General features: G+C 39.0%; 16 protein-coding genes and 1 other RNA gene. 14 read left to right on the top strand and 3 right to left on the bottom strand.

Features of this window, described 5'->3' with window-relative positions:
* Nucleotides 1–42 precede the first annotated feature (42 nt).
* From tkt to FTX43_RS11370, 7 genes are all read left to right on the top strand, one after another.
* Nucleotides 43–2,040, top strand: a complete 1,998-nt coding sequence (gene tkt / locus FTX43_RS11400) for a transketolase (protein WP_002309376.1) — start codon at nt 43–45, stop codon at nt 2,038–2,040.
* Nucleotides 2,041–2,286: 246 nt separating this feature from the next.
* Complete coding sequence (locus tag FTX43_RS11395) at nt 2,287–3,180, top strand: glucosaminidase domain-containing protein (RefSeq protein WP_002309375.1); 894 nt, start codon at nt 2,287–2,289, stop codon at nt 3,178–3,180.
* A gap of 140 nt (nt 3,181–3,320) precedes the next feature.
* Complete coding sequence (cysK, locus tag FTX43_RS11390) at nt 3,321–4,247, top strand: cysteine synthase A (protein WP_002309374.1); 927 nt, start codon at nt 3,321–3,323, stop codon at nt 4,245–4,247.
* Between the two features lie 240 nt (nt 4,248–4,487).
* A complete protein-coding gene (locus FTX43_RS11385) occupies nt 4,488–4,934 on the top strand; it encodes a Fur family transcriptional regulator (RefSeq protein ID WP_002289542.1) in 447 nt (148 codons plus the stop codon).
* A 270-nt stretch (nt 4,935–5,204) separates the two neighbouring features.
* Nucleotides 5,205–6,557: an NADH oxidase gene (locus tag FTX43_RS11380; protein ID WP_002348029.1), complete on the top strand. Its 1,353-nt coding sequence runs from the start codon at nt 5,205–5,207 to the stop codon at nt 6,555–6,557.
* 232 nt (nt 6,558–6,789) lie between these two features.
* Nucleotides 6,790–7,077, top strand: a complete 288-nt coding sequence (locus FTX43_RS11375; protein WP_002309371.1) for a DUF5960 family protein — start codon at nt 6,790–6,792, stop codon at nt 7,075–7,077.
* 149 nt (nt 7,078–7,226) lie between these two features.
* Nucleotides 7,227–7,670 (top strand): MarR family winged helix-turn-helix transcriptional regulator, encoded by a 444-nt coding sequence (locus FTX43_RS11370; RefSeq protein ID WP_029743112.1) that lies wholly within the window; start codon nt 7,227–7,229, stop codon nt 7,668–7,670.
* A 2-nt stretch (nt 7,671–7,672) separates the two neighbouring features.
* Here the strand turns inward: FTX43_RS11370 and FTX43_RS11365 are convergent, their stop codons facing one another.
* Nucleotides 7,673–8,860, bottom strand: coding sequence for an MFS transporter (locus FTX43_RS11365; RefSeq protein WP_147607076.1), 1,188 nt, complete (start codon nt 8,858–8,860; stop codon nt 7,673–7,675).
* Between the two features lie 267 nt (nt 8,861–9,127).
* Here FTX43_RS11365 and FTX43_RS11360 point away from each other — a divergent pair, with 267 nt between their 5' ends.
* Together FTX43_RS11360 and nth are read left to right on the top strand one after the other, a co-directional pair.
* Entirely contained in the window at nt 9,128–9,826 is a 699-nt protein-coding gene (locus FTX43_RS11360; RefSeq protein ID WP_002309366.1) for a DnaD domain-containing protein, read from the top strand.
* Nucleotides 9,827–9,832: 6 nt separating this feature from the next.
* The gene (gene nth / locus FTX43_RS11355) at nt 9,833–10,510 is read left to right on the top strand and encodes an endonuclease III (protein ID WP_002309365.1); all 678 of its coding nucleotides are present in this window, start codon (nt 9,833–9,835) and stop codon (nt 10,508–10,510) included.
* Between the two features lie 16 nt (nt 10,511–10,526).
* Here the strand turns inward: nth and FTX43_RS11350 are convergent, their stop codons facing one another.
* Both FTX43_RS11350 and recU read right to left on the bottom strand, forming a co-directional pair.
* Complete coding sequence (locus FTX43_RS11350; RefSeq protein ID WP_002309364.1) at nt 10,527–12,902, bottom strand: PBP1A family penicillin-binding protein; 2,376 nt, start codon at nt 12,900–12,902, stop codon at nt 10,527–10,529.
* Complete coding sequence (recU, locus tag FTX43_RS11345; RefSeq protein ID WP_147607075.1) at nt 12,892–13,539, bottom strand: Holliday junction resolvase RecU; 648 nt, start codon at nt 13,537–13,539, stop codon at nt 12,892–12,894. The genes FTX43_RS11350 and recU overlap by 11 nt, the downstream gene beginning before the upstream one ends.
* A gap of 63 nt (nt 13,540–13,602) precedes the next feature.
* Between recU and FTX43_RS11340 the strand changes: the two genes are divergently transcribed.
* The 5 genes from FTX43_RS11340 (at nt 13,603) to FTX43_RS11320 (ending at nt 17,906) form a co-directional block, all read left to right on the top strand.
* Entirely contained in the window at nt 13,603–14,142 is a 540-nt protein-coding gene (locus tag FTX43_RS11340) for a DUF1273 domain-containing protein (protein WP_002309361.1), read from the top strand.
* 89 nt (nt 14,143–14,231) lie between these two features.
* Nucleotides 14,232–14,651, top strand: coding sequence for a cell division regulator GpsB (gene gpsB / locus FTX43_RS11335; protein WP_002309359.1), 420 nt, complete (start codon nt 14,232–14,234; stop codon nt 14,649–14,651).
* Between the two features lie 21 nt (nt 14,652–14,672).
* Nucleotides 14,673–15,040: RNase P RNA component class B (gene rnpB, locus FTX43_RS11330), an RNA gene on the top strand.
* A 157-nt stretch (nt 15,041–15,197) separates the two neighbouring features.
* Entirely contained in the window at nt 15,198–16,364 is a 1,167-nt protein-coding gene (locus FTX43_RS11325) for a class I SAM-dependent RNA methyltransferase (RefSeq protein ID WP_002309357.1), read from the top strand.
* A gap of 45 nt (nt 16,365–16,409) precedes the next feature.
* A complete protein-coding gene (locus FTX43_RS11320) occupies nt 16,410–17,906 on the top strand; it encodes a carboxypeptidase M32 (protein ID WP_002309354.1) in 1,497 nt (498 codons plus the stop codon).
* The last annotated feature ends 9 nt before the right edge of the window (nt 17,907–17,915 follow it).

Here is a 17,915-nt window from a genome sequence, read left to right as displayed (position 1 = left end):
AAATAAAGGTAAAAAAAACCTAAATTAATAGGAGGGGTTATTTTGTTTGACAAAATTGACCAACTTGGCGTTAACACAATTCGTACATTAAGTATTGAAGCAGTCCAAAAAGCAAACTCAGGACATCCTGGATTGCCGATGGGCGCAGCACCTATGGCATATGCGTTATGGACAAAACACCTGAAAGTAAATCCAACGACATCGAAAAATTGGGCTGATCGCGACCGTTTCATTCTTTCAGCAGGACATGGGTCAGCAATGTTATATAGTTTACTTCATTTAGCTGGCTATCAAGTGACAATTGATGATTTGAAACAATTCCGTCAATGGGATTCTAAGACACCGGGACATCCTGAAGTCCATCATACAGATGGTGTAGAAGCTACTACAGGCCCATTAGGCCAAGGAATTGCAATGGCTGTTGGTATGGCGATGGCAGAAGCACATCTTGCAGCCACTTATAACAAAGAAAACTTCAACGTAATGGATCACTATACGTATGCAATTTGTGGGGATGGAGACTTGATGGAAGGAGTCTCTCAAGAAGCAAGTTCGATGGCAGGTCATATGAAGTTAGGTAAATTAATCGTTTTATATGATTCAAACGATATTTCATTAGATGGTCCAACTTCAAAAGCGTTCACAGAAAATGTTGGTGCTCGTTATGAAGCATATGGCTGGCAACATATCTTAGTGAAAGACGGAAATGACCTAGAAGCAATCTCTAAAGCGATTGAAGAAGCAAAAGCTGAAACAGATAAACCAACGTTGATCGAAGTAAAAACAGTCATCGGCTACGGTGCTCCTAAAGAAGGAACATCTGCTGTTCATGGTGCTCCTCTTGGTGAAGATGGTATCAAGATGGCTAAAGAAGTTTACGGATGGGATTATCCAGACTTCACTGTTCCCGAAGAAGTAGCTGCCCGCTTCCATCAAACAATGATAGAAGAAGGACAAAAAGCTGAAGATGCGTGGAATGAAATGTTTGCCAATTATAAAAAAGCTTATCCTGAATTAGCACAACAATTTGAAGATGCCTTTGATGGAAAACTGCCAGAAAACTGGGATGCAGAATTGCCAACTTATGAAGTGGGAAGCAGTCAAGCAAGCCGTGTTTCAAGTAAAGAAGTCATCCAAGAATTATCGAAAGCTATACCAAGTTTCTGGGGTGGTTCAGCAGATTTATCAGGTTCCAATAATACAATGGTAGCTGCTGATAAAGATTTTACTCCTGAACATTATGAAGGACGTAACATCTGGTTTGGCGTTCGCGAATTTGCGATGGCTTCGGCTATGAATGGTATCCAACTTCATGGCGGAACTCGTATCTATGGCGGAACATTCTTTGTCTTTGTCGATTACCTAAGACCAGCTGTTCGTTTAGCAGCGATTCAACATACGCCTGTTGTTTACGTTTTGACACATGACTCCGTTGCTGTCGGAGAAGACGGACCAACACACGAACCGATTGAACAATTAGCTTCTGTTCGTTGCATGCCTGGTGTCCAAGTGATTCGTCCAGCAGACGGAAATGAAACACGTGCTGCTTGGAAAGTGGCGATGGAGACTACTGATGCGCCTACTATCCTTGTATTGAGCCGCCAAAACCTTCCTGTATTGCCTTCTACAAAAGAAGTAGCAGATGAAATGGTCAAAAAAGGCGCATACGTTCTTTCTCCAGCTAAAGGAGAAACACCAGAAGGTATTTTGATTGCAACTGGCTCTGAAGTTGATTTAGCCGTGAAAGCTCAAAAAGAATTGGCAGAAAACGGGAAAGATGTTTCTGTTGTCTCTATGCCAAGCTTCGACCTGTTTGAAAAACAATCTTCTGAATACAAAGAAAGCGTACTTCCTAAAGCAGTGAAGAAACGCGTGGCGATCGAAGCTGCTGCATCATTCGGATGGGAACGCTATGTGGGTACAGAAGGAACAACGATTACCATCGATCATTTCGGTGCATCTGCTCCTGGTGCTAAAATTTTAGAAGAGTTTGGATTTACAGTAGAAAATGTTGTGAATACGTACAATCAATTATCATAGACACCAATCATTGTTTGAATGATAAAGACAGCTGTCTGCAAGTTGGAGGCAGCTGTTTTTTATGTGGTGGTAAGAATAAATCAATGTTACTTTTCGTTTTCTTTTATATTACATTTAAATGACAAAACAAAGAATTCTTCGGATTAGTTTGTGTTTCTTGAGAATTAAAAGTATAATTTAATTAATTAAGTTTGTTTTAAGAAGAGAACTTTTTAGTAAGTTTTTTTATTTTGAGGAGGAATTTGAATGCAAGAGCTGAAGACCCGCAGTGCCCGACACCATAGACCTAAAAGAAACATGGTGATCAATAAAAAAGCGATTGCTCCTTTAATTGGAACGAGTCTTTTAGTTGGGCCGATGATGGTTACAGCGGTACCGCAAAGTGTTCATGCAGATGAACAAGGATCTCAAACAGTTGCTGATCCTCAAGCGTTTATCGATCAAATCGGCTGGTCTGCATCAGAAGTTGCTGCAAGTAATGACTTGTATGCTTCAGTCATGATCGCTCAAGCGTTGTTGGAAAGTGCATATGGTACTTCCGGATTAGCTAGTGCGCCCAATTATAATTTGTTCGGTGTAAAAGGAAGCTATAACGGACAGGTCGTTTATATGGCAACCAAAGAATATGTAAACGGACAATGGGTAACGATGAATGAACCATTCCGAAAATATTCTTCTTATTGGGAATCCTTCCAAGACCACGCAAATGTTCTTCGTTCAACCAGTTTTTCAACAGGCGATTATCATTATGCTGGTGTATGGAAAAGCAATACAACAAGTTTTTATGATGCAACAGCGTACTTGACAGGTCGTTACGCTACTGATCCAGATTATGGAACCAAATTGAACTCATTGATTAATACTTATAATTTAACCCGTTTTGATACACCATCAACTGGTTCGGCGACAACAACAACTACAAGTACAACAACAACAACTACTACGACGACTTCAACGTCATCATCATCGTCGACAACAGGTACGGATACAAATAGTAGTCAAACATATACAGTTGTATCAGGAGATACGCTATGGGATATTGCACAAAAATTTGGCATGTCTGTTGATGATCTAATGGCGAAAAACGGCATGTCCATGTCCAGTTATTCTTTATTAGTCGGACAAGAATTAAACGTGTGATTTAGATAAAAAGGCAAAGAAACGACCATATCTGGTATATCTTTGTCTTTTTTTTACTAGTCAAAGACGAATCACTCGCCAGAAATGAACAGATTGTATTATGATAAGTAGGGAAGAGCAAAGACAAGGAGGAATTGAAGATGACAGCTATCTATAACTCAGTCACCGAATTGATTGGTAAAACGCCAATCGTCAAATTAAATAAACTCGTACCAGAAGATTCAGCAGATGTATTTGTGAAACTTGAGTTTTTTAATCCAGGAGGAAGTGTAAAGGACCGGATTGCTCTAAGTATGATAGAAAAAGCGGAACATGATGGATTACTGAAACCAGGAGATACTATCATTGAACCTACCTCCGGAAATACAGGAATCGGATTGTCGATGGTAGGAGTCGCGAAAGGATATAAAGTCATTATCGTGATGCCTGAGACGATGAGTATCGAAAGACGTTTATTGATGAAAGGATACGGCGCAGAGTTGATTCTGACGCCTGGTGTGGATGGTATTTCTGGATCCATTAGAGAAGCAGAACGTTTGGCAAAAGAAAATGGCTACTTTTTACCATTACAATTTGAAAATGAAGCAAATCCTCTTGTACATGAAAAAACGACTGGTCCAGAGATTCATCAAGCCTTTGGAGTAAATGGATTGGACGCTTTTGTCGCAGGTATCGGGACAGGCGGGACAATCACTGGTGCTGGCCGAGAATTAAAACGTGTGTATCCAAAAATCGAATTAGTAGGGGTAGAACCGGCAGAATCTGCCATTTTAGAAGGAAAAGAAGCGGGCCCTCACAAGATCCAAGGAATCGGTACAGGATTTGTCCCTAAAACATTGGATACCTCTGTATATGATAAAGTCCTTTCCGTGACTGGTGACGAAGCGATGGAAACAGCTAGAGAAGTCGGACGAAAAGAAGGGATTTTAGTTGGTATCTCATCTGGTGCTGCAATTGCTGCCGCATTAAAAGTCGCAAAAGAACTAGGGAAAGGCAAAAAGGTATTAGCAGTCGTTCCCGACAATGGTGAACGTTATTTATCTACAGCCCTTTACCAAGAAATGTAAGTAAACTTGTTTCTCTATAAATAGGTTTATGTGGAAGGCTTTTACAGATGAAAAGAGAAAACACAAAAATCTATGATAAGAAAAGAGTTAGTTGAATAGAGACGTAGAATGGTGAACATGACTGTTTTACGTCTTTTTTTCATTAAAATACAATAAAATTGAATTTTCTTTTCATGTTAAGTGGATTTTAAAATGTAAAAATAGTATGATAAGACGAGAATAACAACGTGGGGTGTTTACATGGAAAATAAGTTAGTCGAAGAGGTTATCGAAAAGTTAAAAAAAGAGAACATTCGAATCACACCTCAACGGTATGCGGTTTTAGAATATTTGATTGAACATCATTCCCATCCAACAGCTGATGAGATTTATAAAGCACTTGAACATCGTTTCCCAAACATGAGTGTTGCGACCGTTTACAACAATCTTCGTCTGTTTACTTCGATTGGATTTGTTCAAGAAATGAAGTACGGCGATGCTTCTAGTCGCTTTGATTTCAGCTCAAAGCGTCACTATCATGTGATTTGCGAAAACTGCGGTAAGATCGTTGATTTTCATTACCCAGGGTTAGAAGATATAGAAATGGCTGCGAGTAGGCTGACTGATTTTGAGATTAACGAACATCGGTTGGAATTGTATGGACTTTGTCCAGACTGTAAAGAATCAGCAAAAAAGGCACAAATGTAAAACAGTTTCTACAAGTGTTACACTTAAAAAAGCTGGCTACGTAAAAAAACGCTAGCTTTTTTTATTTTTTTGTCTTTTATTCACAAGGACAAACGTTAAAGTGAATGTTATCACAATGAGGATCTTGCTAACAATGGATTTCTATGATTGTAAATGAGTAAAACTACAAATAAACCTTTGTGAATTCACAAGCATTAAACTGTTGTATCCGTTTTATTTCTGTTATAGTAATTTTGTCGAAGGACAAAATGTTAATCGGAGGGACCATAAATGAAAGTAGTAGTAATTGGCTGTACTCATGCAGGTACTGCAGCTGTAAAAAGTATTTTAAAAAATCATCCAGAAGCAGAAGTGACAGTGTATGAAAGAAATGACAATATTTCTTTCTTATCTTGCGGTATCGCACTTTATGTCGGCGGAGTAGTAAAAGACCCAGCAGGCTTGTTCTACTCAAACCCTGAAGAATTATCTTCATTAGGAGCAACAGTTAAAATGGAACACGATGTAACAGACGTCGATACAGAAAACAAAACAGTGACGGCAAAAGATCTGAAAACAGGAGTAACAGAAACGGTTTCTTATGATAAATTAGTAATGACAACTGGTTCATGGCCTATCATCCCACCGATTAGTGGAATTGATGCAAAAAATGTACTCCTATGCAAAAACTACAACCAAGCAAATGAAATCATTGCACAAGCGAAAGAAGCAAAACGTGTAGTAATCGTTGGTGGTGGGTATATCGGTATTGAATTAGTCGAAGCTTTTGTCGAATCTGGAAAACAAGTAACATTGATTGATGGGTTAGATCGCATCTTGAACAAATATCTAGATAAACCATTCACAGATATCCTAGAAAAAGAATTGACAGACCGTGGTGTCACTCTTGCATTAGGTGAAAATGTTACTGAATTCATCACAGATGAAGAAGGAAAAGTGAAACAAGTAGCTACACCAACAGATACATTTGATACAGATATGGTCATTTTATGTGTGGGCTTCCGTCCAAATACAAAACTGATCGAAGGAAAAGTAGAGACACTGCCAAACGGGGCAATCAAAGTAAATGAATACATGCAAACAAGTGATCCAGATATTTTTGCCGCTGGAGATTCAGCAGTAGTCAACTACAATCCAAGTGGCACACAAAACTATATTCCTCTGGCAACAAATGCCGTGCGCCAAGGATTGCTTGTAGGAAATAACTTGACAGAGCATAAAATGGCGTATCGTGGGACTCAAGGAACTTCAGGACTTTATCTCTTTGGCTGGACGATTGGCTCGACAGGAGTGACCAAAGAAAGCGCAACATTGAACGATCTAGAAGTCCAAGCAACGGTATTTGAAGACAATTATCGTCCAGAGTTCATGCCGACTACCGAAAAAGTAATGATGGAGTTAGTTTATGAAAAAGGCACAAATCGTATCGTTGGTGCTCAGTTCATGTCTAAATACGACATTACGCAATCAGCAAATACTATGTCTTTAGCTGTTCAAAATAAAATGACTGTAGAAGATCTTGCTCTTTCAGACTTCTTCTTCCAACCACATTTTGACCGTCCTTGGAATTACTTGAACCTACTTGCACAAGCAGCGCTAGGCGAAATCGAAACAGCACAATAAAGAAAGACAGACGAGAGCGGTTAGGAAAAAGCTGTTTAGTTTTGACTAAATACCGTTTATTTTGGAAAAAGGGTTGTGACGTATTTTTTGTCACGACCCTCTGTCTTTTTGTGAAAAGTACAATTAGTTGTCTTTCTTCGCATTTTTTGTCACAATAAGCAACAAAGATAAAGTTGTTACGTAAAAGAACAAGCAGTTTTACTTGAACTTGAAAAGAAAGGTGAGAAAGAAGATGAATAAAGAATATTTTGTCCAACAAGATGCATTTTTAGAAGATTATAAAAATGTTGCGAAGGAGTCGACGATCAATATAGATGAGTTGGCGGAGCAAGTGCTCTCTCAATTGAATGAAACACAAGAGGAATATTATACGATGCCAGCAGAAGATGCGAAAGATAATGCTTCTCATCGTTTTCCTTTCAGTCGGCGTATCTACTCAGATGAAAATGACGGCACGTTGAATACGGAGTACACATATGAAGGACAGCCGTATGAACTAGAAACAGAAGATGATGTTTAAACACCGTTTATTCGGAAAAAGGGGTTATGACATTTTTGTCAAACCCCTTTTTTCTTGATTTCATTCTCTTTTTTACTACAAAAATCCTTTTAACTTTGTTGTTTAGGAAACAAAAAAATAATATAATGAAAGAAAAAGAAGGTGTAGAAATGGATAAAAGACAGCTGCTAATAGAAGAATATCTGGATTTAGCTAATGAGATTATTCATCGTAATAAACCAGAAATGGAAAAAGAATTTGCAGGATTTACGCTAAATGAACTAGAAGTGATTGAACATATCGGGAAAATCCCTGATCCTAACGTGACAAAATTAGCGAATGCTAGTTATATGACTAGAGGAGCCATCAGTAAGCTAACAAAAAAACTGATAGCCAGAGGGATCATAAACACTTATCAAAGCGAAGAGAATAAAAAAGAAATCTATTTTCAATTGACGCCAATCGGACAAAAAATAAAGAATAGACACGAGCAACTACATCAAAAATGGGTCCAGCGAGATGCTGCTGTATTTGAAAATATGTCAAAAGAAGAATTTGACACAGTATTTCGTTTTATCGGTCGATACAGAGAATTTATACGGAGTAGCAAATGAAACTAATGTTTTATATTGTAATAATAATAGGCAAAGATTATAAGCAAAAACCCGAATATCGTCGGAAGAACTGGTGCTGCGGCATAAAGCTGTCCTGCGATTAGCGGGCCGATGACGCGCGATAGAGATTGTATACTTTGGGTACCGCCCATTACAAGACCTTGCTGGTTTTCTGAAACAGAATTGGATAGTTGGCCATTGAATACAGGAGTAAAAATAGAATCGCCGAAACCATAACAGATAATCCCAAATAAAAACAAAACCGGCAGTAGAAGAATTCCAGATAATGTGATGAATAGATAGGCGAGGATTTCACTGCACATTCCTATTCTTGTGATCTGCTGTTCTGAAAATTTTTTGAGCAATCGAGGCATAATGAATAATTGCGAGACAATATCCAAGATTCCAATCAAAGAGAAGCTTAAACCAACCAACCCCGCTTTCCACTGAAAGGTGTCAATCGAAAATTGAGAAAAGATAGATTGCAGAGAGCCAGCCGCTAACCAAACAGCAAAACCGACTGTCAATAAAGGAATAACGGATGAAATCTTGAATAATTGTTGTAATTGGTGAAAAGGTCTTACATGGGAGAAACTTAAATCTACTGAACGTTTTTTTATTGGAAGGCTTTCTTGCATAAATGTGTAGCCATAAACGGCATTTAAGAAAGTAAAGAGTGCTCCAATAAATATAGGAACAGAATTTCCCAATTCAGCTAATAGACCACTTATAATAGGACCAAGCGTTGTTCCTATACCGACTAAAGCACCCATCCATCCAAAAACTTTGGTTCTTTCATTAGGTTCCGTGATGTCGGCAAAGTAAGCATATAAGGTGGAGATTTCTCCTGCTGTCAATCCTTCAATGATACGACCAAGGAACAACATCCATATCGAATTTCCTAAACCAAAAATCAAATATCCAATACTTGATCCTAATAAACTGATAATAAGGATCGGACGACGCCCGAAATGATCACTTAAGCTACCGAGAATGGGGGCAGATAAGAAGGCAGCTAGAGCATAAACAGACATGAGCAAAGTGATATAGAAAGCTTGCTGATGTGCGGAGTGGGAATAAGGAAGCACTAAAAAAGGAAGTACAGGACTGACGATAGTAAATCCTAATCCAGTGAATAAGACAGAAATACATCCAAAAACTTTAGAATGTTTATTTGTGAAACTGAACATTTAAAAAACTCCTTTATACAATAATGTTAACTCGGAAACAAAAAAAGTGTACAGTAATTTTGTTTCCTTGTCAACATTATGAGGAGCAGCGAAATCTACTTGACTTATTTATTCCGAAAAGTGAAAATGCACATCAAAAAAATAAACAAACAAAAATCAAGTAGACGACACTATAAATCTGACCGATCAGTGAAGCAATAGAAAAGAAACCTGTTCTTGCTTCCCATGTTTTTTTTACGTATACTGTGATTGAGCGGAGGAGAAATCATGTTGAATTTAGAAAAATACTTAAGCGCTGGACAAACAGTCATATCTAATCTTTTACTTAAAAATTATCATAGGATCGGTCTGCAATCTGAAGAATTTTTATTTGTTCTACAGTTGCACATGGCACAGCTTGAAGGAGATACTTTCCCTGATTTGCAGATGATTGCTATAGATATGGGAATCAAACAAGACCAGATTTTTCAAATACTGGATCGTCTCGTAACAAATGGATTTATCAAGATAGAAACGACGATTGTCAATGGTAAAAAAGCAGATCGATATAATCTTTACCCTATTTATGATCAATTAGGTGAGTATTTAAAAACACAAGAAAAAAAATACGAAGAAAAAATACAAGAAAAAGAAATCCAGTCAGTGTATCAATTATTTGAACAAGAATTTGGACGCCCGCTTTCTTCGATCGAGTTCCAGCGGATTGGTCAATGGCTAGAAGAAGACCATTATCAGCCGGAAATTTTGAAGCTAGCACTACGGGAAGCCGTATTGAATCAGGCTTATAGTTTTAATTACATTGACCGCATTTTGCTATCGTGGGAAAGAAAAAATCTACGTACAAAACAGCAAGTAGAAGAAGACCAAAAACGAAGGAAACAGCAACTTCTTCAAAGAGAAGTAGAACAGCCGACTCAACAAGAAGAATTGCCAAAAGTTTCGCTGAAAAATTGGTTGGAGGAGTAGCAGAATATGTTAAGCAAACAAAAGACGATGGAAGCTCTAGAAACGATGTATGAAATGTTCCCAGAAGCACACGGAGAACTGAAACACAATAATCCATTTGAGTTATTGATTGCAGTGATCTTAAGTGCCCAAGCGACAGATGTATCAGTAAATAAAGCAACGCCAGATTTGTTTGCCTCCTTCCCGACACCTGATGCATTAGCAGATGCTTCAATCGATGAAATCATCCTCAAAATAAAAACGATTGGTTTGTATCGTAACAAAGCAAAAAATATCAAAGCGTGTGCGCAGCAGCTGATTGAACGTTTCGACGGACAAGTACCAACGACAAGAGAAGAATTGATGTCTCTTCCTGGCGTGGGCAGAAAAACGGCAAATGTCGTATTAGGAGATGCATTCGGGATACCAGCAATCGCAGTAGATACCCATGTTGAGCGTGTTTCAAAACGACTGAGGATCTGCAAACTAGATGCCTCGGTCATGGAAGTAGAAGAAACACTGATGCGGAAAGTGCCGCAAGAATTATGGGTAAAGACACATCATACACTGATTTTTTTCGGTAGATATCATTGTACAGCAAGAAATCCTAAGTGTGAGGTGTGTCCTTTGCTATCAATATGTCAAGATGGGAAAAATCGGATGCGCCTAAAAGAAAAGACGCTAAAAAAGAAACCACGCCTGTAGACGTGGTTTCTTTTTTCTATCTGTTTCCAGAAGCTGAGGTGCTACTGGATGGTGTATGGTCATTTGCAGCATCCGCTTCGCTAGTTGCTGGTTCACTGGAAGAAGGAAGAGTAGATGAAGACGGCGTCGAGCTTTCTTCAGATGAAGAAGAAGGAACCGTCGTTGATGACGCTGGCTCACTTGTCTCTGCTGTCGTGCTTTCTGTTGAGGACTCAGCGGTTGATTCACTTTGACTAGTAGAGCTAGTTTGAGTCGTCGTCTCTGTTGTTGAGCTTTCAGGAGCCTGGACATAGCTGGAAGAAGGAATAGTTGTTGATGGCGCAACTGTATTTGATTTCACTGTATATTGATCCTTATAGTACAGTTCACCGCCCACACGAATCAAACCGCTTGGCATCTCCCAGTCTGTATTTGTCACGTTAGCTGAAACATATTGCATAAGCTCGCGATAAACATCAGAGGCCACGTGTGACGATTCTGAAGTGACAGGTGTCATTTTCTTGTTGTAACCTGTCCACACGGAAATCGAATAATTTGGTGTATAGCCCGCAAATAGGATATCTGGATATACACCAGAAGAAATACCAAGTTTCGCATATTCGTCATCTGTATAATTTGATGTTCCGGTCTTACCGGCTTGATATAACCCAGCGATTTGCGCATTCGTACCAGTACCTTCAGTGATTGTATCTTTTAAAATGTCTGTGATCATATAAGCTGTTTCTGGAGACATGGCTGTTTTTCCATCAGGTTCATAAGTTTCTTCTGTACCGTCTTGGAAGACGATTTTATTAACATATTGAGGTTTGTAATAGGTTCCTCCATTGGCGAAAGCCGCATAGGCTGCTGCCATTTTTAAGGAAGAAGCTCCGTATTTTGTCCCATCTTGTTCTTCCGTATTACTAGAGATCGCATTCGATTGATGGATCGTGCTGTATTCGATCCCAAGATTTTTTAAGAAAGAAGCCACTTTATCTGAACCGACTTCATTGAATAATTTGACTGCTGGAACATTACGGGATAAGTAAAGTGCTTGGCGTAAAGTAATGGTGCCCATATATTGATTATCCCAGTTTCCTACAGGAGTAGAAGTGCCTTCATAGTTATACGGCGCATCAGTGATAGTTTTTCCAGTAGAATATTTCAAATATTCAAAAGCTGGTCCGTAATCTGTGACAGGTTTCATCGTAGAACCAAAATCACGGGAAGTATTCACTGCTAAGTTGTTGCCTAAAGTCACGTCTTCTGCGATGTGACGCCCGCCAATCTGGGCTTTGACTTTCCCAGTATTTGTGTCGATAAGCGTGGAGGCAACTTGCATCTCGTCGTCTGGATAAGAGACATACTGATCCGTATTGACGATATCATATAGTTTCTTTTGAGCATCCAGATCCAAATTCGTATAAATCTCTAAACCGTCTGTGTAGACATTCTTATCTGTTTTTTCTTGTACTTCATTGATGACTTCTTTGACATAATTATCGACGATCTTAGTGTTGTCATCAGATTGAGTTAGCTCTTGCAAACCATCCGTTACCGGTACATTGACAGCTTGATCATATTCTGTTTGAGAGATTTTTTCGTTTTGAAGCATCGTATACAAAACAGTATCTCGTCTTTTCTTCGCCTGATCGGGATAAACATAAGGATCATAGGCAGAAGGGGCTTGCGGCATTCCAGCAAGCAATGCTGTTTGTGGTAAAGAAAGTTCTGATAGTTTCTTACCAAAGTACATCTCAGAAGCTGTTTCCATCCCGTACAAACCATTTGACATGTACACTTTATTTACGTAGTAGGTCAAAATTTCTTGTTTCGATTTTTTCTGTTCCAATCTTACAGCCATCCACGCTTCTTGAGCCTTACGTTTCAGGGTCTGATCCTCGGCGCTGGTGGAGAAGAAGGACAGTTTGATCAATTGTTGTGTCAAAGTACTTCCGCCTTGTAGACCGCCAGAGGTGAAATTAGAAAGGGCAGAACCGATGATCCGAATAGGGTCAACCCCGATATGTTTATAAAAACGCCGATCCTCTACTGACACGATCGCATCTTCCAATGTTTTCGGTAATTCATTTGCAGAAATCTTTTCTCGCTTTTCCGCACCTAGATCTTCGAATAATTCGCCATCTTGTGTATATAATTTGGAAGATACGGTAGCGTCCAATTTTTTATCTGTCAATTCGGGTGCATCTTTTGCGTAATACCAGAACAGTCCTACACCTGCTAAAAAGAGGATACAGAAAAACGAGAGGATGCCTAAAAGGATTTTAATAAATAATCCTTTTTTATGTGGTCCAGAAGTCTTCCCAGAACCTTTGCCAGAATTCTTCTTCACACTCTTTTTAGGAGTAGGCTGTTTCTGTCGTCTAGAGCTTCTAGTTTGTTCATTTGCCATTCTTGCTTTCTCCTTCAATAGATAATGTTGATAAATAGAAGTCAACCGCGTCCAAATAAGGAATCTGCGGAGAAATACCAGTTTTGATCTCTATTCCTAGTTCTTCGATCAATGATAAAGGCAGTGATTTGCGTCCTTTTTCCTTTTGAGCATCCCAGTAAGCAATCAAATGAACACTATTCAAATAAAAACAGCGTTTCAATGTCGAAAACCATAATAAGACAAAGCAGACTCCTTTTTGTTCGAGGCATGCTTTCATGTGTTCGATTTGATGGGCATGGAAGTTTTTAAAGGGAAACGATGTTTTGTTCTTGGTTTCTTTTGCTTCAAAGTCCAAGTAAAAGCCTCGATAGACGCCATTATAGTCTGTGGTTGAGGCTTGGGTAAAGTAGGCTTCTTTGATTACAGCAGCGCTTCTCTTAGGATAGTCTACTTTCACGATTTGGATAGGGGTAGGCTTTTTATGGATAACTGCCAACCCGCGGGAAAGATAATACTCATTACTTTCATTGATTGCTTCTTCAAAGCGCATCCCCCGATTGCCGAATTCGGTGATTTGTTTTCTTTTTTCTTGAATTTTTTCGACGGGAGAGGCATTCTTATAATAAGGTTGGCCGTTTGGATAGCGCAATACCATCTTTAATCACACTCCTAGGCCACATTATAGCAAAAAAGCAGATAGAAAGAAAAGGAATCTGAGATGGATAAGTCAAAAGTAATCTATGTGTCTGGGTATCGAAGTTTCGAACTCGGTGTTTTTAAAGAAAATGACCCTAAAATCCAAGTTGTTAAAAATGTTTTAAAAAGGGAACTCCGCCAGTTAGCAGAAGAAGGGGTGGAATGGGTACTTGTCAGTGGGAATTTGGGCGTTGAACTATGGACCGTGCAAACAGTAGCGGAATTGAAAGAAGAATATCCGGAACTTTCCATTGGTATTTTGTATCCTTTTGCTGATTTTGGTAATAACTGGAATGAAGGGAACCAAGAGAAAAAACAATTAGCAGAGCAATTAGCAGATTATGTCGAAGCTGTTAGCCATCAACCCTACCAATCACCTAGTCAGCTAAAGAATCATACTCGTTTTATACTTGAACATACAGTAGGCTGTCTGCTGATCTATGATGAAGAATTCCCTGGGAAAACGAAGTATTTTTTTGAAGATGCACAGAATTACCAAGCGGATCATCCCTACGAAATTCGGCTGATCAGCATGGACGATCTTCAAAATTTTAGTGAATAATCGATATTGTGTTTGATTTATCAACTTTTTTCCTATACAATGAAAAAGGTAGAAATGTTATTACGTAAATGAAAACTAGAGGTGTAAATATGGCGAATTTGGTTTATAGTCCTAAAGACATTTTACAACAAGAATTCAAAACAAAAATGCGCGGCTATGATCCCGTTGAAGTTGATGAATTCTTAGACAATATCATCAAAGATTATGAAACTTACAGCAAAGAACTCCTTGCTTTACAAGAAGAAAACGATCGATTGAGTGCAAAAGTAGCTCAATTATCTAAAACTCAAGGAGCAGCTCAAACACGTGTGCAGCAAACAGAAGTACCGAAGAGCGCAGCAGTAACCAATTTCGATATCTTAAAACGCTTGTCAAACCTTGAACGTGAAGTATTTGGTAAAAAGCTTGATCAACAAGCAAGTGCAGTTAAACCAGCACAACCTAATCCAAATAACTACACAAATGCAGATACAAGCTTAGATGATAATGAAAAAACACGTCAATTTTAATTTTTGACTAATGAATTTGCGGTTTTCGGGTAATCGCGGTCTGACTTGATCAGGCTGAGGAAAGTCCATGCTCGCACAGGCTGTGATGCCTGTAGTGTTCGTGCTTAGCGAAAACATAAGCTAAGGTACTCTTTGGAGTAACGGCAGGAAAACAAGCTAAGGCTTCGGCTATGCTTAAGTATCCTTGAAAGTGCCACAGTGACGAAGCGGCTGGGGAAACCCATCCGGTGGAACGCGGTAAACCCCTCGAGCGAGCAACCCAAACAATGGTAGGGGCGCTTTTTGTTTGGAAGAAGAACAAGACAAAAAGGCAGTACAACTGCAGATAGATGGTTACCACTTTGCTTTTTCTCCCTGGAAAAGCAAAGTACAGAACATGGCTTATAGAAAACCGCAAACATCAGGGAATAAGGTCGTGACAAAAGTATTTTGTTCTTATTACAAAACAGACTTTTGTGTCACCGGTTATTCGGAGTTTGAGTAAAAGCGTGGGGTAGGACTGACTGATGTCCCACCCCCCTTTTTTTATAAATAAGGAGATTATGTATGGAAAAAAACAGGAAATTCAACCTCGTCGCAACTGCGGCAAGCGGTCTCGAAGCACTGGTTGGTAAAGAATTAAGAGATCTTGGAATTGAATGCCAAGTTGAGAACGGACGTGCACGATTTGAAGGAACAATGGAAACAATCGCTACAGCTAATTTATGGTTACGTACAGCAGATCGAGTAAAAATCGTGGTTGGGGAATTCGATGCGTATACGTTTGATGAATTGTTTGAAAACGTAAAAGCATTGCCTTGGGAAGATTTTCTTCCACTAGATGCAGCTTTCCCTGTAGCTGGAAAATCAATCAAGTCGAAACTATATAGTACGCCTGATTGCCAGGCAATCACAAAAAAAGCAATCGTTGAACGTCTTCGCACGTATTATCATCGTCCAGCTTCTGTTCCGCTGACGGAAACAGGCGCACATTTCCAATTGGAAGTAGCTTTGCTGAAAGACCATGTGATGCTAACTTTGGATACGACAGGACCAAGTTTATTCAAACGTGGTTATCGCTTAGAAAAAGGTGGTGCACCATTGAAAGAAAACATGGCGGCCGCGCTTGTGATGCTGACAAATTGGCGGAAAGATCGTCCATTTTATGATCCTGTATGTGGTTCAGGTACGCTTTGTATTGAAGCAGCCTTAATAGGCCATAATATCGCACCAGGATTCAATCGTGAGTTTGCTTGCGAATCTTGGGACTGGTTCAGTCAGGAAATCATGGAAAATGTTCGATCAGCTGCAGAAGAAAAAGCAGATTATGATATTGTATTAGATATTACTGGTTCAGATATCAATGGACGAATGATTGAAATTGCCAAAGCCAATGCTGAAGAAATCGGACTAGGCTCTTCGATTGTCTTTAAACAACAAGCAGTGAAAGACTTCAAGACAGATAAAGAATATGGGGTCATCGTTGCTAATCCGCCATACGGAGAACGACTAGGAGAAGAAGAAACCGTTCGAAAATTATATAAAGAAATGGGCGATGTATTCCGTCCATTAAAAACATGGAGTAAATATATCTTGACTAGCGACTTAGCGTTTGAGGAATTTTACGGACAAAAAGCAACCAAAAAAAGAAAATTGTATAATGGTGCTTTGCGTACGGATCTGTTCCAGTATTGGGGAACTCGTCCGCCTAGAAAAAAAGAGAAAGACGAATAATCTGACTAATTGATTCATTCAATTGGATGTTTGGAGGAATAGGGAATGAAAGAAAAAGAGTTTTTACAAGAAGTAAAAGAAATCAATCTTCTACAACAAGCTTTAGGAATCCTCGATTGGGATACACAAACAGGTATGCCAGAAAAAGCTAGTGAATACCGGAGTGAAGTAGATAGCTATCTTTACAGTATTTATTTTTCAAAAAAGATCGGTCCAAAAATTAAAGAAGCCATTCGCTATTTTTCTGAACATCCGGAAGAATTATCGGAAGTCGGAACGTCCGTTTTTGACAAAGTAAAAGAAGAGTATGATTTAGAACATCGCGTACCGGAAGATCTCATGAGAAAATATACAGCTGCTGTTTCTTCCGCTCATGGTCAATGGCAAAAAGCTAGAGAAACACAACAGTTTTCTGATTTTCAAGAATCATTGAACCAAAATATCGAATTGACAAAACAATTGATACCTTATTGGAAAAAAGAAGAAAAGACAGATTATGATGTTCTACTTAACCAATATGAACCTGGGATGACTGTTGAAATCCTCGATAAGGTATTTGATCAACTCAAAGAAGGAATTCTTACGATCCGCCGTGCGCTCCAAGAAAAAGGGACGGAACCTGAAACAGACTTCTTAAATCGGAGAATGACAAAGGAACAACAGAAGAGATTTGTAGTAAAAGTGATCGAACAACTTGGTTATGATTTTAGTCGTGGTCGTCTAGATGACACTGTCCACCCATTTATGACTGGAATCAATCCAAATGATGCACGGATCACGACACGCTGGAACGAAACAGATTTCAAAATGGCTGTTTTTGGAGTGATCCACGAGGCTGGTCATGGAATGTATGAACAAGACATCGATGATAAATATGCTTATACACCGGTTTATCAAGGCACATCAATGGGTATTCATGAATCACAATCGTTGTTTAATGAGATCATTGTGGGAAGTAGTCGCAGCTTCTGGAAAAAGCAATATCCTTTCTTCCAGGAATGTGCAGAAGGAACATTCGATGATATTCCTTTTGACAAGTTTTATCGTTCATTGAAACATACACAATCAAGTTTGGTTCGTATCGAGGCAGACAGTTTGACTTACCCTCTCCATATCATCATTCGTTATGAAATCGAAAAAATGATTTTCAATGAAGGCGTAGGTGTTGCTGAATTACCTGAAATATGGAATCAAAAATATGAAGAGTATCTGGGAATACGACCAACAAATGATGTGGAAGGTATCCTACAAGACGTTCATTGGTCAGGTGCAAGCTTTGGTTATTTTCCATCTTATGCATTGGGGTACATGTATGCGGCACAATTACTTCATTCTTTGCAGCAAGAAATAGATGTGGAAAATGTTCTAGCGTCAGATGATTACTCTCCAATCAAAAATTGGATGTCAGAGCATATCCATCAATATGGTGCATCTAGAAAGCCAAATCAATTGATTATGGATGCAACGCATGAACCACTTAATCCGCAATATCTGATCGATTACATGAGAGAGCTATATTTCAATGTATATCAAGTAAAATAAAACCTATTT

The sequence above is a fragment of the Enterococcus sp. DA9 genome (assembly GCF_008000875.1).
Classification (GTDB): Bacteria; Bacillota; Bacilli; order Lactobacillales; family Enterococcaceae; genus Enterococcus_B; species Enterococcus_B lactis.
This window is presented reverse-complemented; position numbering and strand designations above follow the sequence as displayed.

Coding starts and splice junctions, on each gene's coding strand:
- FTX43_RS11350 (WP_002309364.1), bottom strand. CDS start 12,902: ATGGCAAATGAACAAACTAGAAGCTCTAGACGACAGAAACAGCCTACT.
- FTX43_RS11325 (WP_002309357.1), top strand. CDS start 15,198: ATGGAAAAAAACAGGAAATTCAACCTCGTCGCAACTGCGGCAAGCGGT.
- FTX43_RS11380 (WP_002348029.1), top strand. CDS start 5,205: ATGAAAGTAGTAGTAATTGGCTGTACTCATGCAGGTACTGCAGCTGTA.
- FTX43_RS11395 (WP_002309375.1), top strand. CDS start 2,287: ATGCAAGAGCTGAAGACCCGCAGTGCCCGACACCATAGACCTAAAAGA.
- FTX43_RS11360 (WP_002309366.1), top strand. CDS start 9,128: ATGTTGAATTTAGAAAAATACTTAAGCGCTGGACAAACAGTCATATCT.
- cysK (WP_002309374.1), top strand. CDS start 3,321: ATGACAGCTATCTATAACTCAGTCACCGAATTGATTGGTAAAACGCCA.
- nth (WP_002309365.1), top strand. CDS start 9,833: ATGTTAAGCAAACAAAAGACGATGGAAGCTCTAGAAACGATGTATGAA.
- FTX43_RS11340 (WP_002309361.1), top strand. CDS start 13,603: ATGGATAAGTCAAAAGTAATCTATGTGTCTGGGTATCGAAGTTTCGAA.
- FTX43_RS11375 (WP_002309371.1), top strand. CDS start 6,790: ATGAATAAAGAATATTTTGTCCAACAAGATGCATTTTTAGAAGATTAT.
- FTX43_RS11385 (WP_002289542.1), top strand. CDS start 4,488: ATGGAAAATAAGTTAGTCGAAGAGGTTATCGAAAAGTTAAAAAAAGAG.
- recU (WP_147607075.1), bottom strand. CDS start 13,539: ATGGTATTGCGCTATCCAAACGGCCAACCTTATTATAAGAATGCCTCT.
- FTX43_RS11370 (WP_029743112.1), top strand. CDS start 7,227: ATGGATAAAAGACAGCTGCTAATAGAAGAATATCTGGATTTAGCTAAT.
- FTX43_RS11365 (WP_147607076.1), bottom strand. CDS start 8,860: ATGTTCAGTTTCACAAATAAACATTCTAAAGTTTTTGGATGTATTTCT.
- FTX43_RS11320 (WP_002309354.1), top strand. CDS start 16,410: ATGAAAGAAAAAGAGTTTTTACAAGAAGTAAAAGAAATCAATCTTCTA.
- gpsB (WP_002309359.1), top strand. CDS start 14,232: ATGGCGAATTTGGTTTATAGTCCTAAAGACATTTTACAACAAGAATTC.